Source organism: Rahnella sp. WP5 (genome assembly GCF_000745615.1).
In the GTDB taxonomy this organism is placed as follows: Bacteria; Pseudomonadota; Gammaproteobacteria; order Enterobacterales; family Enterobacteriaceae; genus Rahnella; species Rahnella aceris.
In genome coordinates this window covers 14,572-38,081 of the sequence record NZ_JQJR01000005.1, presented here as the reverse complement: position 1 = coordinate 38,081, position 23,510 = coordinate 14,572, and the positions used below count along the sequence as shown (strand labels likewise).

General features: G+C 50.0%; 19 protein-coding genes. 8 read left to right on the top strand and 11 right to left on the bottom strand.

Features of this window, described 5'->3' with window-relative positions:
- Positions 1–118: 118 nt before the first annotated feature.
- A complete protein-coding gene (locus EX31_RS00175) occupies positions 119–1,396 on the bottom strand; it encodes a PTS ascorbate transporter subunit IIC (protein ID WP_013578016.1) in 1,278 nt (425 codons plus the stop codon).
- 643 nt (positions 1,397–2,039) lie between these two features.
- Between EX31_RS00175 and EX31_RS00170 the strand changes: the two genes are divergently transcribed.
- Both EX31_RS00170 and EX31_RS00165 read left to right on the top strand, forming a co-directional pair.
- A complete protein-coding gene (locus EX31_RS00170; protein ID WP_013578014.1) occupies positions 2,040–2,345 on the top strand; it encodes a YdgH/BhsA/McbA family protein in 306 nt (101 codons plus the stop codon).
- A 213-nt stretch (positions 2,346–2,558) separates the two neighbouring features.
- A complete protein-coding gene (locus EX31_RS00165) occupies positions 2,559–2,861 on the top strand; it encodes a TM2 domain-containing protein (protein ID WP_013578013.1) in 303 nt (100 codons plus the stop codon).
- Positions 2,862–2,986: 125 nt separating this feature from the next.
- On the opposite strand, the gene fabV is transcribed toward EX31_RS00165, so the two are convergent.
- Positions 2,987–4,183 carry an enoyl-ACP reductase FabV gene (gene fabV, locus EX31_RS00160; RefSeq protein ID WP_013578012.1) on the bottom strand — a complete coding sequence of 399 codons (1,197 nt, stop codon included), beginning with the start codon at positions 4,181–4,183 and terminating at the stop codon, positions 2,987–2,989.
- 197 nt (positions 4,184–4,380) lie between these two features.
- Positions 4,381–5,481 (bottom strand): DmsC/YnfH family molybdoenzyme membrane anchor subunit, encoded by a 1,101-nt coding sequence (locus tag EX31_RS26230; protein WP_231576007.1) that lies wholly within the window; start codon positions 5,479–5,481, stop codon positions 4,381–4,383.
- Positions 5,482–5,759: 278 nt separating this feature from the next.
- Between EX31_RS26230 and EX31_RS00140 the strand changes: the two genes are divergently transcribed.
- On the top strand, positions 5,760–7,217 hold the full coding sequence (locus EX31_RS00140) for a sugar porter family MFS transporter (RefSeq protein WP_037032721.1): 1,458 nt from the start codon (positions 5,760–5,762) through the stop codon (positions 7,215–7,217).
- 175 nt (positions 7,218–7,392) lie between these two features.
- Positions 7,393–8,067, top strand: a complete 675-nt coding sequence (locus EX31_RS00135; protein ID WP_037032720.1) for a GntR family transcriptional regulator — start codon at positions 7,393–7,395, stop codon at positions 8,065–8,067.
- A 155-nt stretch (positions 8,068–8,222) separates the two neighbouring features.
- On the opposite strand, the gene EX31_RS00130 is transcribed toward EX31_RS00135, so the two are convergent.
- The 8 genes from EX31_RS00130 to EX31_RS00095 form a co-directional block, all read right to left on the bottom strand.
- Entirely contained in the window at positions 8,223–9,347 is a 1,125-nt protein-coding gene (locus tag EX31_RS00130) for a GGDEF domain-containing protein (RefSeq protein WP_037032718.1), read from the bottom strand.
- Positions 9,348–9,619: 272 nt separating this feature from the next.
- Entirely contained in the window at positions 9,620–10,879 is a 1,260-nt protein-coding gene (locus EX31_RS00125) for an aspartate aminotransferase family protein (protein ID WP_013578003.1), read from the bottom strand.
- 11 nt (positions 10,880–10,890) lie between these two features.
- Positions 10,891–11,940, bottom strand: coding sequence for a phosphotransferase (locus EX31_RS00120; RefSeq protein WP_037032716.1), 1,050 nt, complete (start codon positions 11,938–11,940; stop codon positions 10,891–10,893).
- Positions 11,933–12,676, bottom strand: coding sequence for an SDR family NAD(P)-dependent oxidoreductase (locus tag EX31_RS00115; RefSeq protein WP_014416620.1), 744 nt, complete (start codon positions 12,674–12,676; stop codon positions 11,933–11,935). Before EX31_RS00115 ends, EX31_RS00120 begins: the two co-directional genes overlap by 8 nt.
- An 88-nt stretch (positions 12,677–12,764) precedes the next feature.
- Positions 12,765–13,592: an ABC transporter permease gene (locus EX31_RS00110; RefSeq protein WP_037033206.1), complete on the bottom strand. Its 828-nt coding sequence runs from the start codon at positions 13,590–13,592 to the stop codon at positions 12,765–12,767.
- Between the two features lie 23 nt (positions 13,593–13,615).
- The gene (locus EX31_RS00105) at positions 13,616–14,881 is read right to left on the bottom strand and encodes an ABC transporter permease (protein WP_037032715.1); all 1,266 of its coding nucleotides are present in this window, start codon (positions 14,879–14,881) and stop codon (positions 13,616–13,618) included.
- Positions 14,882–15,051: 170 nt separating this feature from the next.
- Complete coding sequence (locus EX31_RS00100; RefSeq protein WP_037032714.1) at positions 15,052–16,080, bottom strand: ABC transporter substrate-binding protein; 1,029 nt, start codon at positions 16,078–16,080, stop codon at positions 15,052–15,054.
- Positions 16,081–16,357: 277 nt separating this feature from the next.
- Positions 16,358–17,626, bottom strand: a complete 1,269-nt coding sequence (locus EX31_RS00095; protein WP_037032713.1) for a 4-aminobutyrate--2-oxoglutarate transaminase — start codon at positions 17,624–17,626, stop codon at positions 16,358–16,360.
- Positions 17,627–17,772: 146 nt separating this feature from the next.
- Between EX31_RS00095 and EX31_RS00090 the strand changes: the two genes are divergently transcribed.
- The 4 genes from EX31_RS00090 to EX31_RS00075 all read left to right on the top strand — a co-directional run bounded on the left by EX31_RS00090 (position 17,773) and on the right by EX31_RS00075 (position 22,964).
- Entirely contained in the window at positions 17,773–19,329 is a 1,557-nt protein-coding gene (locus EX31_RS00090; RefSeq protein WP_037032712.1) for a MocR-like pyridoxine biosynthesis transcription factor PdxR, read from the top strand.
- 251 nt (positions 19,330–19,580) lie between these two features.
- On the top strand, positions 19,581–20,666 hold the full coding sequence (locus tag EX31_RS00085) for an ABC transporter ATP-binding protein (RefSeq protein ID WP_037032711.1): 1,086 nt from the start codon (positions 19,581–19,583) through the stop codon (positions 20,664–20,666).
- A gap of 1,465 nt (positions 20,667–22,131) precedes the next feature.
- Positions 22,132–22,758, top strand: a complete 627-nt coding sequence (parA, locus tag EX31_RS00080) for a ParA family partition ATPase (RefSeq protein ID WP_013577994.1) — start codon at positions 22,132–22,134, stop codon at positions 22,756–22,758.
- On the top strand, positions 22,755–22,964 hold the full coding sequence (locus tag EX31_RS00075; RefSeq protein WP_013577993.1) for a plasmid partition protein ParG: 210 nt from the start codon (positions 22,755–22,757) through the stop codon (positions 22,962–22,964). The genes parA and EX31_RS00075 overlap by 4 nt, the downstream gene beginning before the upstream one ends.
- The last annotated feature ends 546 nt before the right edge of the window (positions 22,965–23,510 follow it).

Genomic DNA, 23,510 nt, shown 5'->3' with positions numbered 1-23,510 from the left:
AGGTTTAAACTAATCACAGGATTTTATAATCCTGTGATTATTATTTTTTTGCCAGCCTGTGAGTGAGGCCGGGCATCAATCGCCGTGACGGCCTGCTGATAACGAGACGCCTTTGAGGTTACTTAAACAGCCCCATCAGATGGTCCAAAATCAGCGAAGAGAGGGTGAAATCAGGGTCAGCAAATGTGACACCCTGCGCACCAAGATGTGAGAATAATGGCAACGTCAGTGCAGGTAATACACATAACAGCAGTCCGTTGATACCACTGGCAATAATCGCGCCACGGAACCCGCCGGTGGCGTTACCGAAGATGGCCGCCGCGCCTCCCGTAATAAAGCTCGCCATAATGCCCGGAACAATAATGGGCAATCCGACAAACGGGAAAATGAGAATACAGGCCAGTTCCACAGAGAAGCTCACCAGAAAACCAATCAACGTGGCATTTGGCGCTTTAGTGAAAAGCACCATGACATCCACCGCCGGGACCGCGCCAGGTGCGAAAACTCGTGAGAATCCTTTAAACGCCGGTACGATTTCCGCCGTAAATAAATTGACGCCCGCTTTGGCGAGATACAGACCGCAAGCAAACACAGCCGACTGCTCAAGAATAAAAATAATCGTATTTTTATCTGCCGCACCGGCGCCATACACAAGCGTCATCGCCGTTTTGATCTGCGGTTGCGTAGCGAATACACAGGATATCAGCAGAAGAACCAGCATCGTTAAAAGCGTGGCGATATTGGGTTCACGCAGGAAATCAAACTTGTTACTAATTTTGAGATGTTCTGTATCGGTCTTTTTATTACCGAACCATTTTCCCATATATGAACCGATGATATATGAAGATATGGCTGCGTGAGAAATGGCATATTCGTCAGAACCGATGATTTCACGGCTAAATCTGTTCAGGAAAAACGGAGAAGCGGCCATATAAAGACCGATGAAAATCGACGAGATGATAATAATGGGATAATAGCTATAACCCAGTTGCATCAGCACTGCTGTTAATGCAAAGGACATAAACAGGACAAGATGCAGCGAGAGATAGATAAATTTAAGACGCGTAAAGCGGGCCAGAAGAATATTAATCACCATAGAGAACAACAGAATTATCGCTGCCGTTGAACCAATCTGATCGATGGTTGCTGCCATGATGGCTTCATTACTCGGCACCACACCAACAATGTTAAAGGCGTTAGAAAACAAGGTGCTAAAAGCCGTTAACACTTTCATTAAGATTGAGCCACCGACCTTTATCATGGTAAATCCGATAAAAGAAAGTGCCGTTCCGGTGATGATTCTTGATACTGATGCTTTTTGAAATACCAATCCCAGAAATGCGATAATCGCAATGATAACAGCCGGTGTTTTAACCAAACTCAGAAATATTTCCATCTTCCCCTCTTTCATTGAATTTATATTGATTGAAAGTTGCGGCCTTTTTATAAGAAACTTTATCGTTACATTTTTTCAACATTCCTCATTCATCCTTGCTCAGACGTCATTCGAAATTTGTTTTTATGAAACGATGTTTCTTTTTATTTGGCACGGTGTTTTATATAGAGTTCGTGAAAGGGATGATGTGAAGTGACTCGCAATTAGTAGAGCAGAAGGCATTTTTTAATGTGTTTTGGAATGGACATAACAAGAGGACACCGGTCTGGCGAAGCGCAATGCTGGCCGCCGCTTCCCGCGCCGTGGGTCTGAATACTTCGACGCTATCCAGCGCACTCTCCGGATCGTGGACGAAAGGTGAAATGCCCATACTGCAGACAGGGCGCGAAATGTGCCCCTCTTTGCACTCATTTCAAAAATACATGACCTGTAACCAGGTGAAAATATCCTCTGTTACTTTCGTGTTAATTGTGGCGGGAGGTTGCTTAACAAAGAATTAGCAATTAAAGCTAAAGGTCATTACATGAAAAGGTATTTATTAACCTCGCGCTCGTTAAATATCTCAGATGCGTCATCACAACGATCGATTAACGGTGCGGCTTAATATCCGATTTAGAAAAATGACCTGATGAGGAGTAAATCCATGAAAGGCTTAGTGAATGATGTCTTATCCATATTCTCACCCAAAGCGGTTAAGCCTGTTTTGGTTCGCTCAGGGTTATCACATCGCGAGATCGCCTCGCTGCAAGCTGTCGGCGTGAGCACGGTGTCCTGGGCCACCTCCATGGAAGAACTCAACAATGCATTTGTTAAAAAAGCACTGGATGCAGGCGCTGTCGGCTACCACATTACCCATGTGGAATCGCACAAACCGGGTAAAGAGCAGCAACACGTTATGGCTGCCACCGCGACCTTTTACCATATCAATCACAAAGTGGCCTATGGCTGATGTGCCGAGCAGAGTGTCATGAAATAAGAACGCCGCAGGCTTTAGGGTTTGCGGCGTTATTTATTGATGAGAAAGCATATTGAAGACCATTCACTGGCCGCGCGGTACACGGGTGGAGCGCCGCCCCATCAGCCTGGAGCATCATCATTCTCTTTTTCTTAATGATAATTACGGGTAAGATTAGTCCGAATAATAACATGTAAGGAAATAGAAATGGGATCTATGGTTTTTTGTAGAGGATGCGGAAAGGAGATCCATGAGTCGGCTAAATCATGCCCTCATTGTGGCGCCACTCAAAGTATTAATCCTCAGGGGACTAAAAGCAGGGTTGCTGCAGCGTTGTTAGCTTTCTTCCTGGGTGGTTTTGGTGTTCATAAGTTCTATCTGGGTAAAATCGGGCAAGGGTTCTTATACCTCATCTTCTGCTGGACGTTTATTCCTTCAATAATTGCATTCATTGAATTCATTATTTATCTGTGCGATTCAGATGAAAACTTCGCCAAAAAATACGGTTGAGTTTAATTATCTGATTATAAAAGCCGCTTTCAAAGTGGCTTTTTGAAATCTACTAAACATTAAAAAAACCCACACCCACCTTTCGGCAGATGCGGGTTCGCATAATCTCTGTACGCTAAATCAGATTACATCTGGATCAGATGTTTGATTTTCACGTCAGGATTGGTGTCGGCAGCATAATCAACACCGTTCAGGCCAAAGCCGAACAGACGCATAAATTCGCTTTTGTAGCCTGCAAAATCAGTCAGTTCAGCGATGTTATCGTTGGTGACTTCATTCCACAGTTTACCCACTTCAGCCTGCACTTCTGGCGCGATCTCTTTCAGGTCAGCGCGCAGACGGCCTTCGTTGTCGACTAACGGCTCAGCGCCATACAGGCTGTCTTTGTACAGACCGTAAACCTGCTCGATACAACCTTCGTGAGTGCCCTTCTCTTTCATCACTTTGAACAACAGTGACAGGTACAGTGGCATCACAGGAATAGCAGAACTCGCCTGCGTCACAACGGCTTTCAGTACGGAAACGCGTGCGTCGCCGCCCTGCTCTGCCAGTGTGCTACGGATATCCAGAACACGTTTGTCCAGATCCTTCTTGGCTTCACCGATAGAACCGTTCCAGTAAATGTCCTGCGTCACTTCTTCACCCAGATAGGTGAACGCGGTAGTTTTCGCGCCTTCAGCCAGCACACCGGCAGCCTTCAGATCGTCGATCCACATCTGCCAGTCTTCGCCACCCATCACTGCCACGGTGCCCGCGATTTCTTCAGGTGTTGCCGGTTCCAGTGTGGTTTCGTTGATGGTTTCTTTGTCGGTATTGATGCCGCGAATAGTGACTTGCTTACCGATTGGTTTCAGGGTGGAGTTGAACACTTCACCGGTTTTAGGATGGGTACGACGTGGCGCAGCCAGGCTGTAAACCACCAGATCAACCTGACCTAAATCTTGTTTGATCAGCTCAATGGTCTTTTGCTTCACTTCGTCAGAGAACGCATCGCCGTTGATGCTTTTTGCGTACAGACCTTTGGCATCCGCAAATTCTTCGAATGCGGCTGAGTTGTACCAGCCCGCAGTGGCGGTTTTGGATTCATCGCCCGGACGTTCGAAGAAGATACCCAGCGTTGCTGCGTCAGAACCGAAAGCAGCTGAGATGCGGGCAGCGAGGCCGTAACCGGTAGAAGCGCCGATCACCAGGACTTTTTTAGGACCGCCTGCGATTTTGCCTTGCGCGGTAACGTAGTCGATTTGTTCTTTAACGTTCGCCTTGCAACCTTCCGGATGGGCAGTAACACAGATAAAGCCACGGATGCGTGGTTTGATAATCATATAGACCTCATTGCAACTGTCTCAGTAAATTGGCCGATAGAATATAGGTTTGCGCCGTTTCAGGCAAAACCTGACGCTTCTTCGCCGTGTAAACAGAGTTCTCTGACCCGAAAACAGGCTCGTTTTCGGCAGAAAGCATAAAAATTGAGCCAAAAATTATCTCTGTAGTGTAACGCAGTCCCGCCTGGATGTTCATTTCAGGCCTCACGCATTCCAAAAACATGGCGGCGGCATACCGGACATTCATTATCCTGCGCAGACCAGGCGGGAAATATGCAGCCACACACCCGGCATTCTGCTTGTTCAAGCCTGGAAACGGTTAACGGACTTTCACTGTTTTCACGCGCGGATACGGAGATAGCGCCATCGAAGCACACCACCTCGCAGTTGCCACAACCGGTACATTTAACAGGATCCAGCGTTAATGCCAGATTATCCAGGCGGATGGCTTGTTCGGGACAGACACGGCTACAGGCACCGCAGAGAACGCAACGTTGTTTGCCGAGATCAACGTGATATTCACTGATCTGCGTAAAACGGGCGCGCCTGGGCCGACGCCCGACAGGTACGTTACCGGCAGAAGCGCCTTCGTTTTTAAGATGCAACCACCGGCGGCGTGAACCGTTCATCGTTTGCCGGGACGGCGGCACAATATTCCACAGCGGTTCCTGCATTCGTTTCAGGCGAACATTCAGCGTGGCGATGGCCTGAAACCAGCCAGCCGCGCTTTCCGCGTTCATCTCAACAAAACGGATGCCGTATTCGCTGTGCCACATCAGCAATTCTTCAGTACAGGGCGCAACGCGAGTCAGCGGCATCACCAGCCGGTCATCGCGGTAAAACATCACGTTAGTATTGATGTGCATCCAGGTCGCGACAGACGTATGAGCGTAAATCGCGCTCATGCAGAAGAGATCAATCAGGCCCAAAAGAGAAGCGAGCAGCAGAAGAGAAGTCACGACGCGTTTTGCTACCAGCCCGATCAGCCTGGTCAACCCCAGAATACCGAGATAGAGACTGGCGAAAACGATTTCCCGGCTCAGCCAGGAACTGCTGATATGACTCAGTGCATGAAAGGCATTCAGCGGATAGCCCAGATGCGCGGTTGAAGCGACAAGGCCCAGCGCACCGGCGACAAAAGCCAGCAACATGGCAGGTACTGCAACGCGCCATTTTTCCTGCGTATTCAGGCTGTCAGCGGCATACATCAGGATAAATGTGGTGAAAAGCGTGCTGCCTGCGGAAAGCTGGATATGGTGGCCAGCAGCGTCGAGCCGCGCGCGGTACGTTCGCCACAATTATGCCGCGGTGACTCACTTTTAGGTAAGAATAGAGGTTTCATCATCGTTTGATGGAGCCTGACATTCTTGATGTTTATTTGTTAAGCATTACTAATCACTTTTACGAATATCTCGTCACAAAAAGTAACATCCCCCCCGTTAAATTCAGCGCCACCAGCCTTCGTTTCCCTTCATTTTTCCCGTTTCCTTTCAATATCCGGATTATGCGTTAGATTTATAATGTGTGACATGAGTCACACAAAAACCATAAGAAAAGTAATGATTAGGGAGCATCTGTGAGTGAGAAAATAAACAGTGGCGGTCGGGATGATGCGGCGAAAGCCTCACAACCGACCGAACCGCTGGTGAAAGTAATTGCCTTTATTGCCACCCTGGGTGGCTTACTTTTTGGCTACGATACCGGGGTGATTGCCGGTGCTTTGCTGTTCATGAAGCACGATCTGCATCTGACATCGTTAACAACCGGGATGGTCACCAGCTTCCTGATACTGGGTTCGGCTGTAGGTGCAGTCTGTGCTGGTCGCGTGGCTGATCGTTTCGGACGTAAGAAAGTCATTCTGGTGATGGCACTGATCTTTATGGCCGGTTCGCTCGGTTGTGCCATGGCGCCCAACGTCGTGATAATGATCATCTGCCGGTTTATTCTGGGGCTGGCAGTCGGTGGCGCGGCAGCGATTGTGCCCATCTATATCGCGGAAATCGTCCCCTCTCATCGCCGCTGGCAGTTCGTTACATTACAGGAACTGATGATCGTCTCCGGCCAGCTGATTGCGTATACCAGTAATGCGGCCATCAACGAAGTGTGGGGTGGCGAAACCACCTGGCGCTGGATGCTGGGTGTCGCCTGCGTTCCGGCGGTGGTGTTGTGGGTCGGGATGCTTTTCCTGCCTGATACTCCGCGCTGGTATGCCATGCACGGCCGCTATCGCGAAGCGCGTGACGTGCTGGAACGTACCCGTAAGGCAGGCAGAGTAGAGAAAGAGCTGAGCGAGATCCGCAGTTCCATGAGTTCCAAAAGCGAGAAGCATTCCCGCCGCCAGAAGACTATTTCCGTCTGGATGAAACGCCTGGTATTTCTGGGGATTGGTATCGCCATGCTGCAACAACTCTCCGGCGTGAATACCATTATGTTCTACGCACCGACCATGTTGCAGGCCACGGGGTTAAGCACTAATGCGTCTCTGATGGCGACTATCGCCAACGGGGTCATCTCAGTGATCATGACGTTTGTGGGCATCATGCTGCTCAGCCGTTTCGGGCGCCGTCCGCTGCTGCTGACCGGTCAGATCGGCTGTACCCTGACGCTGCTTGCCATCGGATTAGTCACCTGGCTGATGCCGGAAACTGTCAACGGTCATCCCGATGCGGTTCGCAGCTATCTGGTACTTGGCGGTATGCTGATTTTCCTGTGCTTCCAGCAGGGCGCGTTGTCGCCTGTTACCTGGCTGCTGCTGTCGGAAATGTTCCCGATGCGCATCCGCGGCATGGCTAACGGCGTATCGGTATTTGCCATGCAGATGACCAACTTCTCCATCGCCTTTATGTTCCCGATCATGCTGGAGTCTATCGGGCTGACGATGTCATTCTTCTGCTTTGCCGCCATCGGTGTCGCAGGCGGAATATTTGCCATTATCTTTGCGCCGGAAACACAGGGCAAAACGTTAGAACAGATTGAGAAACACTTTAAAAAGCACTTGCAGGATGACCCTGCTCCGCAGGAAGCAGGAAGTTAAGCTGGTCATGTAATAACCCTGCCTGGTCAGCATGATATCTGGCCAGGCAGTCACTTCAAAAGAAAGAAAAGCCTGCCCCCGCCATCCTCACATTTGATGCATCATGTTGTATAATCGTTTTCCACGGCCTCTTCCCAACTCCGGGTATGCGCACTCTCATTGCTACGGTGAACTTTTGAATTATCCCATCAGCTCAATTAATCACGCCTATCTGGGCAGCAGCGTTTACGCCACCTTGCGCGAGGCACTGATTACCGGCCGCCTGAAACCTAATGATCGTTTACGTATCCGCGAACTGGCCGAACAAGTGGGTACCAGTGTCACGCCGGTGCGGGATGCGATTTTACAGCTGGCCAAAGAGCAGGCGCTGGAAATGCGTACGCCGAAAGACATCCGCGTACCGCAGCTCGATGAACAGCAATATCAGGAAATTCGCACCTTACGGCTGGAACTGGAAGGTCTCGGGGCGGAGAAAGCAGCACAATCGGTAACGGAATATGAGTTGCAACGGATTACGCAGAATATTAAAGATAACCGCAAAGCCATCAGCAGCGAAGATTTGCCCGAAGCACTGCGCCTCAACAGCGAGTTCCATCTGATGCTGTCACAAAGTGCGCGGATGCCCCTTTTAAGCAATTTCATCGACAGTTTATGGATGCGCACCGGCCCGCTGATTGCACAGGCTTATGCTCATTTCTCACAACGTATGGCCATTGAACATCACGAAGAGATTTTGATTGCACTGCGTAAAGGCGACGGCGCAACCGCCAGGCGTGCCATTCAGGAAGACATTCTCGACGGCAGCCAGAAGATGGTCGAGTTTCTGAGCGTAAGTCGCGAAGTCCTGTAGCGTGCGTGCTAACGTATGCGCTGAGAAAAAAGGGTATTCAGGGGGTCTGAGATTATCTCGCGGACTCTTTTTAATGTATTAAGTGAAATATCACTTATTTGACATATAGAGGAAAACATCAGCCAGTAGTAACTGGCATACTGTGACAACAGAAATTACCTGAGGATATCATTTTCAAAAACAACTTCATTTCTCTGACGCTTTGCCAGATAGAGATTCGTATCGGCTTTAGAAATGATTTCTTGTAATGTTGCATTCTGTTTCTCACACTGAGAGATACCGATACTTACTGATAAAGATAAATCATCAAGTTTTAAACTCTTCACTGAATGACGGATCCTGTTTGCAATTAATAATGCATCTGCAGGTGTGGTATCTTTAAGTATAACGATAAATTCATCGCCTCCCACCCTGCCAACAAAGTCAGTTCCACGTAAGCTCTTAAGTATTGTTTCAGCAATCAGAGAAATAGCCGTATCACCTTTGGCATGGCCATAGGTGTTATTCACGTCTCTTAAATGATCAAGGTCGATCACTAAAACACTAAAAGGCACGTTATTTTTCTTGGATTTTTCTAATTCGTAACTTGCTTTCGCGTAAAATGCCTCCCTTCGTAAACATCCTGTTAATCCATCTTTAGATGCATATTCATTGAGTACCCGGAGATATCCTCCTGCTATTAATGACAGTAAATAGCTAATAACCATCGATAAAATGATAATAATTAATGCAGGCCAGACGTTCGAAAAATTCATTATAGATTTCGAGAAAGCGGGTTTTCCCAGAATGGAGTATTTACGTATTTTAACCCCGACTAAACTGTAGCCTTTATCATGCAAGGGTAAAATAGAAATGATGGTATTCTCATCAGCAAACCTTCCGATAGCAAATCCACGATTAGCACACACTTTATTTAATACAACGGGAATATTATGAGGCTGTATTTTTTTGACTGAAGTTAAAAACTCTCGGATTTTGGCGTTACATTCTTGCGGATTTCCTGACTTAGAGAACAGTAAAGTCTTAACTTGCACCTCAGTGTATTGTGAAGGATTCCTGATATAGTTTCCTGCTGAGATATCTCCTTGCAAATTATCTGAATCATAAAAGCTGCCCATATTTTGAATGTTATTAATATTGCCTTTCCACTCCTGAACATCCTGGCTGTACAATAAAGGGAAAATAATAAGTGAAGAGACCACACCACCAAATAAAACAAATGAAACAGGTTTTGTAAGTAACGGGAGTAATACTACCCACTTCCAACTTGAATAAATCATTCTTTACTCCCTGAGTAACCATCACATTCTTAATACATTCAAGTAATTTATAATTCCCTCATGTGATTTTAAAATACCACTCACCAGGTCTTCAACAAAGATCTTTTTGATAAAGAGTTAACTCTGTTTTTGTTATGAATTGACTAAGATTTTTAAATCGCCACATTCAAGACCCAACATTCAGTACCTCATCAGCTAAAGGCGCATACATTACGCGGATAGCCGATGTTCCTGAATTCTATAGCACATTCGGTTTCGCAAATGTGCGTTCCTTATCCCGGCATCTCCGCCAGCACGCTTGCCAGTGTTTGCAGCAACAGCGTCGCGTGTTCCGGCTGGAAGACCAGCGGCGGGCGAATTTTCAGGACGTTCGCCGCCGGTCCCGTAGCACTAATCAAAACCTGTTTCTGGCGCATTTCATTGACGATAAATGCCGCCAGTTCCGGCGCAGGCGTATTGCGCTGATCGCTCACCAGTTCCACACCGATAAACAAACCGTCGCCGCGCACATCGCCGATGACCGGATAACGTTGCGCCAGTTTTTGTAGCCCTTCACGCAAGATTGCGCCGGTCATCTGCGCGTTCTGCTGCAACTCTTCACGACGCAAAATCTGTAAAACGGCATGCGCGGCGCGGCAGGAAACCGGGTTACCGCCGAAAGTATTGAAATAGCGCTGACGACGGCCAAATTCCGCGAACAGTTCCGGTCTGCCGACCAGCCCGGCGACCGGATGACCGTTACCCATCGGTTTGCCCAGACTGACCAGGTCAGGCGTCACGCCGTAGCGGGCGAAGCCCCAGCGCTGGCTGCCAGTACGGCCAAAACCGGGCTGCACTTCGTCTGCGATAAATAATCCACCTGCCGCACGCACCAGCCCGACGGCGCGCTGCATGTCCAGCGGGTCCGGGCTGAATACACCATCACTGGAGAAAATCGTGTCCACTAACAGCGCCGCCGGTTTCACGCCCGCGTGTTTCATTTCTTCCAGCGCGCGCTCCACGCCCGCAGAGAATACGCCGGGATGGCGGAACGTGTCCGGCGCATCAGTCAGCCAGACATTTTTGCCTTGCTCAAACCCGTCACCAAGCGAGGGGGAAAGTTCTGCCAGCGCGCTGGTCACACCGTGATACGCCCAGCTCGTCACAATAACGCCCTGCCCGCCGGTAATTTGTCGTGCGACACGCAGCGCCAGATCGTTGGCTTCGCTGCCGGTGCAGGTCATGGTCAGGTTGCGCAACTCAGGAGGAAACTCGGTCAGGAAATCTTCAGCAAATTCGACAATCGCATCATTCAGATAACGCGTGTGTGTATTGAGTTGCGCGGCCTGCGTGGTGATGGCTTCAACCACCGCCGGATGGCAATGACCGACAGACGCAACATTATTGTAAGCATCCAGATAGCGCCGCCCTTCGCTGTCATATAACCAGACGCCTTCGCCGCGTACCACATGCAGCGGTTCCTGATAAAACAGCCGGTAACCGCCGCCAAGAAATTGCTGACGACCTTCTAAAACCTGTTTCGGAGTGAGCATATAACGGCCTCTTATTTCTGTTCAAACGCGCATGACTGACGAAATATCAGGTCAGTCTGCGAAAACGGCAGCGCCATCAGACGCGATAAACTTCCCCATGCATGCACCTGATTACGCAAAATATAATCACGGTTTTGCGGATACAGCACCGCACGATGCTGGGCAATCAGCAGACTCAGCGCCAGCCGTGACGCCACCAGTTCCGGTAAAACATCCAGCTCGGCACCGGTGAGTTGCAAACGCGCGGTATACGCAGCAATCATCGGACGGCAATAAAGGAAAAGATCGTCGCCGTCGCTGTCGAGCTGATAAGCCAGGGCGGTAGCCAGTTCGTTAATCAGGGGCGCGTGAAGGGCGTCACCGAAATCAATAATGCCCGCGAGACGCTGCGGATCAGCGCTGTTTACCAGAACGTTATGGGCATTCAGGTCATTGTGGATCACTTGTCTGCGCAACCGCTGGCTGGCCGGAACCACTTTTTGCCGGTGGGTTTCCAGCACGCGGGTAATGGTGCGGCGCTGCTCAGGGTCAGTGAGTTGCGTTAACCAGCCCTCGAGGCGTGACATGTCGCTGATGTCCCACAGCAGATCACGCTGTGCGCCGGGATGGTTAAAATCGCTCAGCGCGATATCCAGCCGTGCCAGCGTGTCGCCAATTTCCCGCATCAGCACCGCTGAACGCGACACCTGATATTGCGCGATACCGGGCAGATAACTGACAGCACGCAGCGTCAGCATTCGTCCGTCAACCGTCACCTGCGGCGTAAGTTCACCGTGGCGACTTTCCTGCAACCGTGGCACCGGCAACTGGCTGTCGCGTATCGCCAGATGGCTGAGAATGGCGGTCTGGAAAGCCACTTCTGCGGGCACTTCCGCCGGATTAACAAACCGCAACATGTAAGCGTGACCAGGCCCCGTGGTCAGGCAAAAATTGCTGTCGCGTTCGCCGCCCAGCACCTCCGCTTTGCCTTCCAGCCCGTAAACCTGCGCAGCAATATTTTCGGCCTGCGACCTGCTGACACGCGGTACCTCCGTGGTGAGCAATGACGGCGCTTCAGACATGCTGACCGCCGTTCACATGTATTTCGGCGCCGTTCACGTAAGAAGCGCCCGATGTGCACAGAAAATGGATCAGTGAAGCGACTTCTTCAGCCTTACCCAGTCGCTGCAACGGCACGCTGCGCTCGACAATTTCCTGCGTGCCCGGAGAAAGAATCGCGGTATCAATTTCCCCCGGCGCAATGGCATTTACCCGTATACCGTGCGGGCCGAATTCGTGTGCCATTTCGCGGGTCAGCGTCGAGAGCGCCGCTTTAGAACAGGCATAGGCCACACCGGCAAACGGATGCACTTTGCTGCCCGCAATCGAGGTTACGTTGATAATGCTGCCCTGTGCGGTTTTCAGTTCATCAAATAATCCGGTTGCCAGAATGGCGGTTGAAAACAGGTTGACGTTAAACACCTGCAACCAGGTGGCGTAATCACTGTCGAGCACACCGAGACGGCCACCGGTGGGGGTTTTCGGTGAAATACCCGCGTTATCGACCAGCGCATCCAGCCGCCCGCCGAGGCGTTCTTTGATCATCGGCAGGGCTTTCTGCACGCTGTCGATGTCTTCCAGATCCAGGTGAATATGATTGAGAAACCCCTCTGCCCACGGACATTCATCCACCCAGTTCTGCCGCGATGCGGTGAAAATCCGCCACCCCGCAGCATAGAAATGTTTGACCGTCGCGTGACCAATGCCACGGCTTGCGCCGGTCAGCAAAAGCGTTTTTTTCTGAGTTGTGTCAGTCATGAGAAATGGCTCCCGTTACTTTTGATATTTGATGCATCAGGAATAATCAAAAAAAGAGGACCTGTAAAGTCCTCTGATGAATTTAACGTCAGTGTGTTGCCGGCGAATGACGCAAACGTTCGCCACGGCGGCGCAGCAGTTCCATCACCAGCAGCAAAATCAGCGATGCACCGACCATCAGCGACGCCGCCGCCGCAATGGTCGGGTCGAGGTTTTCACGAATACCGGCAAACATCTGGATAGGCAGCGTGCGCTGACGCGGGCTGGCAAGAAATAACGTCACCACCACTTCGTCGAATGACGCCGCAAACGCAAACAGCGCCCCGGAGAAAACACCCGGCGCAATCAGCGGCAGCGTAACTTTACGGAATACGGTCCACGGCGACGCGCCGAGGCTGGCGGCGGCGCGGGATAAATTGCGGTCGTAATTTTTGAGTATCGCCACTACCGTGATCACCACAAACGGCACGCCAAGTAATGCATGTGCCAGCACCAGCCCGAGATAACTGTTGAGCAGCGATACGCGGGCAAAGAAGAAGAACATGCCAACGGCGATAATCACTACCGGCGCGATCATCGGCGAAATCAGAATGGCCATCACCAGTGATTTACCGCGAAATTCACCGCGCACCAGCCCGACCGCAGCCAGAACGCCGAGAAGAGTGGCGAGCAAAGTCGCCAGTGGCGCAATCAGCAGGCTGTTACCCAGTGAACTCAGCCATTCATTGGAATGGAAAAACGTCTGATACCAGCGCAGCGAAAACCCTGTCAGCGGATAGCTGAGAAACGAACCGGCGTTAAATGACAGCGGCACGATGATCAGCACCGGCACAATCAGAAACAGCAGGACCGCCGCACTGTAGAAATTAAAACACCAGCGCCATAACCGCAGGATTAACGCCCCTTTTTGTCTCATTGCGTGTTTCATCTTCGGGCTCCTTAATGCGCTGCAATTTCAGCTTTAGTGCGCGTAACGCGGATGTAAACGATGTACAGCAGCACCACAATCACCAGCAACTGACTGCCCAGCGCTGCGGCCATGCCCCAGTTCATGGTCGTATTGGTAAAGAACGCCACGAAATAACTGACCATCTGATCGCCCGGACCGCCCAGCAACGCAGGCGTGATGTAGTAACCAATCGCCATCATAAACACCAGCAATGCACCGGCAGTGACACCCGCGTAAGTTTGCGGCACGTATACCCGCCAGAAAGCGGAGAAAGGATGCGCACCCAATGAAATCGCGGCGCGAACATAATTAGGCGAAATGCCTTTCATCACCGCATATAAAGGAAGGACGATAAACGGCAGCATGATGTGCGTCATCGAGATATAAACGCCGAGGCGGTTGAACACCATCACCAGCGGGTGATCGATAATGCCGGTGGAAAGTAACGCCCGGTTAATCAGGCCGCCCGATTGCAACAGCACAATCCAGCTGGCCGTGCGGACAATCAACGACGTCCAGAACGGCAGTAACACCAGAATCATCAGCAAATTCGCGCGTCCGGAAGGCTGTTTTGCCAGCCAGTACGCCAGCGGATAACCCAGCACAACGCAGCAAATCGTCACCACCAGCGCCATCCACAATGTGCGCAGCAGCACGTTGACGTACAGCGCCTGATCCGGTGGCAGTGCGACAATTTTGCCGGTATCCACGTCTACCTTCCGGTCGAACGCCGACAATAAATAGAGAGAAGTCACCGGACCCGAAGCACGTTGCAGCGTCTGCCAGGTGCTGAGTTCACCCCACAGCGGCATGCTCTGGATTAACGGTTCACGGATCGCGCCCCCTCCCGCGGGTACTTGACGTAATGTGCCAGTGATCAGGCTGCGGTAACGGTTATCTTCGTAGCTTAAACGCTTGGCAATGGTTGCCATCTGACCGCTGCTGCGGGCATGACGCAAATCAGTGACCAGTGCAGTAAACGTTGCTTCATCCGGCACGGTTTTGCCGTCCCAGTGTGCAAGCTGCGCCACAGTTTCCGGCAGGGTTGCGCCCAGTTCCGGATTAGTCACACTCTTGCCCAGAATGGACGCAATCGGGAACAGAAAACTGACAATAACAAACAGCAACAGCGGCGCGATCAGCAATAAAGAACGACGCGTATACGCCGCTTCCACTTTACGCAGACGCTGACGCAATGTTGGCCCTTCTGCTGATCCCTCCGTCACCGGTGTGGTCAACATTTCGGTTTGACTCATGTTTTTCTCCCGCTGCGAGGTTTTTATGCTTTTATCGGGCTCACAGCCCAAACTCATTCGAGTTGCAGCAAGGCGGCGAACGAGACGGATCCCCGGGAGCATACTTGAGTATGTGACCGGGGTTCACGAGTGAAGCCAGCGCAGGTGCAGCTTGAAGGATGAAGGGCCGACTACTTAGAAGACCAGGCGTTGAACCGTTGCTCGAGATCTTCACCATGCTCAATCCAGAAGTTAGTATCTACCTGCAAAGCGCCTGCCAGGTTTTTCTCAGCGGTTGGCAGATTCTGAGCATATTTCGCGTCTATCATGCCGGTGACCGACTTCTCGGTCGGGCCGTAGGGGATGGTTTCGGCAAAGACTTTCTGGTTTTCAGGTTTGTTGGCGAAGGCTATAAACTGTTCGGCCAGATCTTTGTGTTTGGAACCTTTGACAATGGCCCAGCTGTCGAGGTCGTAGAGACTGTTGTCCCAGACCATTTTGAAATCGTGGCCTTCACCTTGCGCGGCGCTGACGCGGCCATTATACGCAGAGGTCATGACCACATCGCCGGACACCAGCCATTGCAACGGCTGTGCACCGGATTCCCACCACTGAATGTTCGGTTTGATCTGATCAAGTTTTTTGAAAGCACGTTCAACGCCCGCAGGGGTTGCCAGGACTTTGTAAATATCTTCACGTTTCACACCGTCTGCCAGTAAGGCGATTTCCAGCGTGAATTTGGCGCTCTTGCGCAGTGCGCGTTTGCCCGGAAAATCTTTCACGTCCCAGAAGTCGGCCCAGCTGGTTGGCGCTTTTTTCAGTTTACTGGCGTCATAAGTCAGCACGGTTGACCACAGGAAGATGCCCGCACCACATTCGGTGACCGCGCCCGGCACGTACTGCGTTTTGTCGCCCAGCTTGTTCCAGTCCAGCGGTTCGAACAGCCCTTCATCACAGCCGCGGATAAGCTCCGGGCTTTCCACTTCCACGACGTCCCAGCCAACCTGTTTGGTTTCAACCATGGCACGGATGCGCGCCATTTCGCCATTGTATTCTCCTGGCTCAATCGTGCCTTTTCCTGCTGCCGCAAAAGGTTTGTAAAATGCTTTGTCCTGGGCGTCCTTATTCAGGCCACCAAAAGAAATCACGGTCAGGGATTCCGCCTGAGCCTGAAACACCAACCCTGCAAGAAGCGTGGTAAGGGCTATTTTCTTGAACATGCTGTGACTCCTGGGTTAACGAAAAAGTAAGGAAAAACGCTAAGAGAACGGCAGTGTTAAAAATATGATGCATCATATTTTATAATAAAGCATAAACCATGCCATTCCGGTTGAGTCCATCCGCCACGCACAGAACGGCGGGCGGACAGGGATTGAAGAGGCGTTATGTGATTTTTTTATGCCTCATGACACTCAGTTTCTTATTATTGGCACTGCTTTCGTGCATCTGTGCACTCTGTCTGAACGGCTAATCACTCAGCCCGATGCACAGGTTTCCTCAGTCAGTCAGCACACGGGACAAAATTGCCAGGGCTTCTTTAAACTGCACATCAGGAATGGTCAGCGGATAAAGGAAACGGATCACGTTGCCATGCACACCGCAACTGAGCATCAGCAATCCGGCGTCCAGCGCTTTGCGCAGATACTGTTTGGTCAGTTCAGAAGAAGGTTTTCCGGTCACCGGATCGTTAAATTCGGCCGCCACCATTGAACCACGCGCACGGACATCCACCAGTGCCGCACAATTCGCTTTGGCTTTCCCGAGCACTTCAGTCAGCTCTGCACCCAGACGATTTGCGCGCTCGCACAATTTTTCTTCTTCGATGATATCCAGCACTGCCAGCGCAGAGGCCACGGCCAGCGGATTACCCGCGTAAGTACCGCCAAGGCCGCCCGGCTCCGGTGCGTCCATCAGCCCGGCGCGCCCGGTTACGCCCGAGATCGGCAAACCGCCGCCGAGGCTTTTCGCCATCGTGACGATGTCCGGTTTGGCATCGGGATAGTATTCTGACGCGAACATTTTACCGGTACGCGCAAAGCCACTCTGTACTTCGTCGGCAATCATCACGATGCCGTGACGGTCACAGATTCCGCGCAGCCCTTTCACAAAATCTTCCGGCGCGATATTGAAACCGCCCTCGCCTTGTACCGGCTCATACAGGATCGCAGCAATTTGCTGCGGCGCGATATCGCTGCGAAAAATACGTTCAATACTGTCGAGTGCCATTTCAGTGGTGACACCGTGAACGGCGTTGGGATATTGGGCGTGGAAGACCGAGGCCGGGAACGGCCCGAAGCCCACTTTGTAAGGCACTACTTTGCCGGTCAACGCCATAGTCAGCAGCGTGCGGCCATGAAATGCACCGGAGAAAGTGATGATGCCCGGGCGACCGGTGGCGGAGCGGGCAATTTTCACCGCGTTTTCGACAGCTTCCGCGCCGGTACTGAAGAAAGTGGTTTTCGCTTTGCCGCTCACCGGAGAAATCGCGTTGATGCGCTCAGCCAGATTCACAAAGCTGGCATAAGGCACAATCTGGTAGGAAGTGTGTGTGAACAGGTCAAGCTGGTTGCGGATGGCTTCAACGATTTTCGGGTGACGATGTCCGGTGTTCAGAACCGCAATCCCGGCAGTGAAATCGATGTATTCCCGCCCGTGCTCATCCCACAGCGTGGCATTTTCTGCTTTCGCCGCATAGAAATCACACATGACACCTACACCACGCGGCGTCGCTTCTTTACGGCGTTTTTCCAGTTCACTGTGACTCATCTTTCGCTCCTGCCTTCAGGTTGATGTTTTATAGATTGCCGGTTGCGAGATGAACAATTTGTCGAATTAGCAATCTGTACTTGTTTTTTATCCCGCCAGCGGCTCTATAATCCAGAACCAGTTTCATTTATTTTGAGGATCCACTTTTGCGCTCATTGCTTTCAGACCTCATTTTGCAACGTCTCACTGAGCTTTCAGATGCCCGGCCCGGCACGCTGAACAAGCGGGTTTATCAGGCATTACAACAGGCTATATTTGATGGCAGTATTGCGCCTGGCAGCCGCTTGCCCGCCTCAAGAGACCTTGCCAAAGAGCTGGATATTTCGCGCAACACGGTGCTGGCTGCCTACGAGCAGTTGCAGGCCGAAGGCTACATTCAGACCCGCACCGGAAGCGGAACCTTTGTTCCCGCAGATTTACCGAAAGACGGCGTGATCGCCGATAAAACGCCTCTGCGCTGCGCACCGGTTCGCAGCCACGTGTCACTTTCCAAGCGCGGTTCTCAACTGCTGACGCGTACCGGCGTTGCCTCGCATCAGTGGGGCGCGTTTATGCCCGGGGTTCCGGACGTCACAAAATTTCCGCATGACATCTGGCGTAAGTTGCAGAACCGTCTGAGCCGTCGTCTGCCCCCCGAATTCCTCACCTACTCCCGCCATGGTGGCTGCCCGCAACTGCAACATGCGCTGGCAGATTATTTGCGTATAGCGCGGTCTGTTGACTGCACGGCAGATCAGATCCTGATCACCGCCGGCACCCACCAGGCGCTGGATTTGCTGGCAAAAATGCTCTGTGACCCGGGCGATGTTGCCTGGATTGAGGAACCGAGCTACTGGGGAATACGCAATGTGCTGACCATCAACGGCGTGGATATTCAGCCGGTGCCGGTGGATGAAAACGGGTTGAACCCGCCTGACAGCCCGCCACAGGACCGCGCACCTAAGCTGATATGCGTGACACCGTCACATCACTATCCGCTCGGTTCAGTGATGAGCCTGGCCCGACGGCAAAAAATTCTTGCCATCGCCAGCCAGCAAGGTAGCTGGGTAGTTGAAGATGATTACGACAGCGAATTTCGCTATTCGGGCAGTCCGATCCCCGCGTTGCAGGGACTGAGCAGCGATGCGCCGGTGATTTACATCGGTACGTTCAGTAAGACATTGTATCCGGCAATGCGGATCAGTTATGTCGTCCTGCCGCGCCCGCTGGCCTCGCGCCTCAAAATTGCGCACTCCGAGTTGTACCGTGCCGGTAACGGACTGACGCAACTTACGCTTGCGGAATTTATTCGCGAAGGGCATTACGCCGCCCACATCCGCCGGATGCGATTGCTTTACGGCAGACGACGTAATGCCCTGATACGGCTTATCGGACAGGAACTCGGTCCGGAATTCCTGTGTGAAAACAGCAACGCCGGTTTGCATCTGATTTTGTCACTGCCTGATTCGATTGATGATGTGGCGCTGAGCGCAGAGCTGGAGCAGAAAAAAATTCTCACTCGGCCGCTGTCGGCATATTACCTGCGCCCTGCCCCGCGGCGCGGGCTTTTGCTCGGTTACGGTTGCGTTCCTGAAGAAGAAATTGAAACGGCTTTCGGGCACATCGTGGAGTGTTTGCGACACAGGCTGCAAGCCGGTGGTGCAATCCCGGGGGCTGACCATAGGCTGCTGACCCTGCAAGGTGATTTGCCTGATCCTGCGTAAAACACAGATCTTACTGCTAGCAATAAACTCTTTTAAAATAAAAAATAACAATAAAATTCATAAGCCTGCGAGATTTCTCTCAGGCTTATTTTTTGTGTTATTTTGTCAAAAAATGCTTGTTAGCGTCAGATGCGGATGGTAAAGATTTTTAATAACGCCAGACAAACAATCCTTCTGAGGATGTTTTATGCACAAATTGTGCCGTATCGCGTCATCCCATTTTCGATAATTTTATTTGCGGAGTGCCTGTGATGAGAACGTATGTCAGCTTCAAAAATATCAAAAAGAGTTACGACGGGGACAAGCTGGTAGTCAAAAACCTCAACCTTGATGTGCACGAAGGAGAATTTCTGACGCTGTTGGGCCCTTCCGGTTCCGGCAAAACCACCAGTCTGATGATGCTTGCAGGTTTTGAAACGCCTACCCAGGGTGAAATCTTATTACGCGATAAACCTCTGCATAATTTGCCACCACATCAGCGAGATATCGGCATGGTGTTCCAGAACTATGCGCTTTTCCCTCACATGACCGTGGCGGAAAATCTGGCATTTCCACTGACCATTCGACGGCTTAATAAATCTGATATCAAAGAGAAAGTTGACCGCATTCTGGACATGGTCAAACTCAAATCTCTGGCTGACCGCTACCCTGCCCAAATGTCGGGCGGTCAGCAGCAACGTGTTGCGTTAGCCCGCGCACTGGTGTTTGAACCTAAGCTGGTGCTGATGGACGAACCCCTTGGTGCGCTGGATAAACAATTGCGCGAACATATGCAGATGGAAATTAAGCAACTTCATAAAATGTTGGATCTGACGATTGTTTATGTGACGCATGACCAGAGCGAAGCAATGACGATGTCTGACCGTGTTGCGGTGTTCAATGATGGTGTGATCCAGCAGATGGACAGCCCGAATGTGATTTATGAAAAACCGGATAATGCATTCGTGGCTCAGTTCATCGGCGAGAATAACAGCCTGCTGGCCACCAACAATGCTGCCGAAGGCGACTATTACCGCGCATCACTCGATGACGGCACTCAACTGCGTGCAGTAAAAATTCGCCCAAGCTCGCCGGGCAAAAAGATTTTGCTCTCTATTCGCCCTGAGCGTATTCACGTAAATAATCCGCAACCCGGAACGGAACAGGTGAAGGCAAGAATTCAGCAATTCATTTATCTGGGTGATCACGTACGCATGATGACAGAAGTGGCCGGTCAGGATAATTTCATGGTCAAACTTTCTGCAGCAGCCATGAAACCGGAGTGGCAACCCGGCGCTGAAGTGCTTCTTTCCTGGCAACCTGAACATCTCCGGGCACTTGATGTTGTCACGCATTAATCACCTGATTATGTGATTGTATGATTGTATGATTGTATGATTGTATGATTGTATGATTGTTGAATCCTAAGATTCTTTATCTTGGGATTCAATGATTACCAGATGTCAGGATTCACTATACCTATATTCTACTATCTCCTCATCTTGCACTCTCATAATCCTGAAATCCCTGCATCTTCGAATCCGGTGATTTGACATTCCCACTATCTTTTAATCCCAATATCTCTGAATCATTTGTACAGGTGAATGACCAATCATAATCTCAGGATTGCATAATCTCAGATAACCAGAATCACAGGATTCTATTGAGACGCTAACCACATGGTATCCTGCAATCGAAGATCCACCATAGAATCCTGTAATCATATAATCCTCAATAGGAATCTCAGGATTACGTAATCCTTTAATAGGATTCTGTAATCACAGAATCATAACATTAAATGAAATCACTATAATTGACGTAACTACATGTAAAACATCAACTAATCTTTGAATCCTGTAATCCTAAATGTGAGGTTAATCCTGCAATCACATAAGCATCCTGGCATTCCAGGATTCTCTCAATTGCATCTCATGATAGCCAGGCAGCAGAGTATTTAATTAATGTAATCCTGAAATCCTATAATCTTAATTAGGATTCTATTATCCTGTAATCATAGAATACCTGGAGGCTGGTACAGGATAATCTTAGCCCGTCTTTCATCCTAAGATAGCAGCCTTACAGGATTTAGAGATTCCAGGATTCAAAGATATTTAGCAGCTGGTTCATGATAATCACAGGATTCCAATACTTCCAGGATTAAGAGATTATGTCCGGTTGAATGAAATCCTGAGACTGGAAAAATCCTGTAATCAAACAATCCTGCCACTGCTGAAATCACGCAATCCGAAGATGGTGAGATGGTGAGATGGTGAGATGGTGAGATGGTGAGATGGTGAGATGGTGAGATGGTGAGATGGTGAGATGGTGAGATGGTGAGATTTTATAGCAGGATGTTCATATGTCTGGCGTAAAACTGTATGTACTTAAGACATGCAAAACTCATAAGGAATCATTGCATCCTGTAATCCTAAGATTTAAAAATCCTAAAATCCGGAGATGTACATTGATGACTCTGCTTATGCCCGACTTGCTTTGACATCACCACTGCGTTCTAACCCTAATCACTGAATCATATAATCACAGGCTTTAATCATCCTGGAATCACAAGATTGACTAGTCATTGGCTTCACGCATCATAATCTCATAATCTCATAATCTTGAGATTGCATAATCACAAGATATTATAATTCGATAATCCTAAAATATTGAAATCCCCGGATGCAAACTTTATAGTAGCAGCACAATCCTGTGATTCATGGATTTAAAAATCTCAGAATCCTATGATTACAAAGTTTATGAATCCTGAAATCTTATGATTTTAGAATCATGTTATCTTCACTGAACGCTTCATCAGAGGTTGTCATGGCAGCGAAAATTATTTCTTTCCTGAACGGGAAGGGTGGAGTAGGGAAAACCACGACGTCTATAAACATAGCAACCTGTCTTGCCCGGCAAGGGCACAAGGTCGTAATGGTGGATACCGACCCGCAGGGGAGTATCAGCAACTGGTATGACGAAAGCAAATGCCTGTTCGATCTTGCAGAAGCGGCTTCAGAAAAAGAAGTCTATACCGTCCGTAAGCAACTGAAAGAATACGATTACGTGGTGATCGATGGTGCTGCTGCAATATCAGCTATTTCTTCCGCGGCGGTGATGGTGAGTGACCTTGTACTCATCCCCGTGACACCGTCACCTTTAGATTTTGCTGCCTGTGGCGCTATTCTGGCCGTCGTGGAAGCTCGCGAAAACTTGCAGCCGGTGATTGCCCGTTTTCTTATCACCAAAAAAGTCGCGTCAGCTAAAATGCTTGAAGTGTTGAAAGAATCCATTGCCGATACCGGCGTTCCCGCATTGCGTACTGGTACGACCCAGCGCCAGGTTTACATCCGCACAATGATGGATGGCGGCACCGTTTTCGATACGACAGACGGAAACGCGAAAGGTGAAATTGAAATTATGACCAAAGAAATTACGGAGTTGCTGAAATGAAAATGAAACTTGGCCAGCACAGACAACTGACGACTGCACTGGAAGCGGTATCTAAACCACCCGCATCAGTGAAGAAATTGCAGACCAATATCGATGAAGAGCTACATCGCCGCTTTAAAACCAGTTGCTTCCTGCAAGATCGCGAAATGAAAGACGTCCTGACAGAGCTGATCGAAGCCTGGCTCATCACCAACGAACGGTCATAATGTGCTGATTACTGGCTGGATCGGGTCTCCCAAGGCCCGTTTCTGATGACATCTTGCCTGAGAACATTGCTCTGTCTGCCTTCAACGCTAACTTATCCCTTCTTGAATTATCTACTCCGGGGTGATCAGATCCCAAGATCAAATAATGTTTTGTTTATTTTTTAAGTTTAGATCTTTCTCTTTAGAGACGGTTTTTACTATTTATTATCAATAGGTTACTACACGTATTGTGGAGGTATTTCCTGCTTCAGGTGGAGATCCTTCCTGTTGGATGTGGATCCTTTTCATGCCAAATGTAGAGTCTTTTTCTGTGGATAATTTCTTTACGGATCAATCTATTATCTATGTGGAATGATTTTCTGTGGATATCTCGGTTACCCGCCAGTCAACAGCCGCAGTAAGCTTAACACCTGCCTAACCGACTGTCACAACAGGCGTTTCTCATAAGTGGAAGGATTTCCTGATCCCATAGCTAACATTAATATGTGGAACAATTTCCTGTGACAGCGTCACGTTATGTCACGTACTCCGATAACGGATCCCAAA

Bases quoted from the DNA above. Each gene is read 5' to 3' on its own strand.
- EX31_RS00175 (WP_013578016.1), bottom strand. From the start codon at position 1,396: ATGGAAATATTTCTGAGTTTGGTTAAAACACCGGCTGTTATCATTGCG.
- EX31_RS00170 (WP_013578014.1), top strand. From the start codon at position 2,040: ATGAAAGGCTTAGTGAATGATGTCTTATCCATATTCTCACCCAAAGCG.
- EX31_RS00165 (WP_013578013.1), top strand. From the start codon at position 2,559: ATGGGATCTATGGTTTTTTGTAGAGGATGCGGAAAGGAGATCCATGAG.
- fabV (WP_013578012.1), bottom strand. From the start codon at position 4,183: ATGATTATCAAACCACGCATCCGTGGCTTTATCTGTGTTACTGCCCAT.
- EX31_RS00130 (WP_037032718.1), bottom strand. From the start codon at position 9,347: ATGATTTATTCAAGTTGGAAGTGGGTAGTATTACTCCCGTTACTTACA.
- EX31_RS00125 (WP_013578003.1), bottom strand. From the start codon at position 10,879: ATGCTCACTCCGAAACAGGTTTTAGAAGGTCGTCAGCAATTTCTTGGC.
- EX31_RS00120 (WP_037032716.1), bottom strand. From the start codon at position 11,940: ATGTCTGAAGCGCCGTCATTGCTCACCACGGAGGTACCGCGTGTCAGC.
- EX31_RS00115 (WP_014416620.1), bottom strand. From the start codon at position 12,676: ATGACTGACACAACTCAGAAAAAAACGCTTTTGCTGACCGGCGCAAGC.
- EX31_RS00110 (WP_037033206.1), bottom strand. From the start codon at position 13,592: ATGAGACAAAAAGGGGCGTTAATCCTGCGGTTATGGCGCTGGTGTTTT.
- EX31_RS00105 (WP_037032715.1), bottom strand. From the start codon at position 14,881: ATGAGTCAAACCGAAATGTTGACCACACCGGTGACGGAGGGATCAGCA.
- EX31_RS00100 (WP_037032714.1), bottom strand. From the start codon at position 16,080: ATGTTCAAGAAAATAGCCCTTACCACGCTTCTTGCAGGGTTGGTGTTT.
- EX31_RS00095 (WP_037032713.1), bottom strand. From the start codon at position 17,626: ATGAGTCACAGTGAACTGGAAAAACGCCGTAAAGAAGCGACGCCGCGT.
- EX31_RS00085 (WP_037032711.1), top strand. From the start codon at position 19,581: ATGAGAACGTATGTCAGCTTCAAAAATATCAAAAAGAGTTACGACGGG.
- parA (WP_013577994.1), top strand. From the start codon at position 22,132: ATGGCAGCGAAAATTATTTCTTTCCTGAACGGGAAGGGTGGAGTAGGG.
- EX31_RS00075 (WP_013577993.1), top strand. From the start codon at position 22,755: ATGAAAATGAAACTTGGCCAGCACAGACAACTGACGACTGCACTGGAA.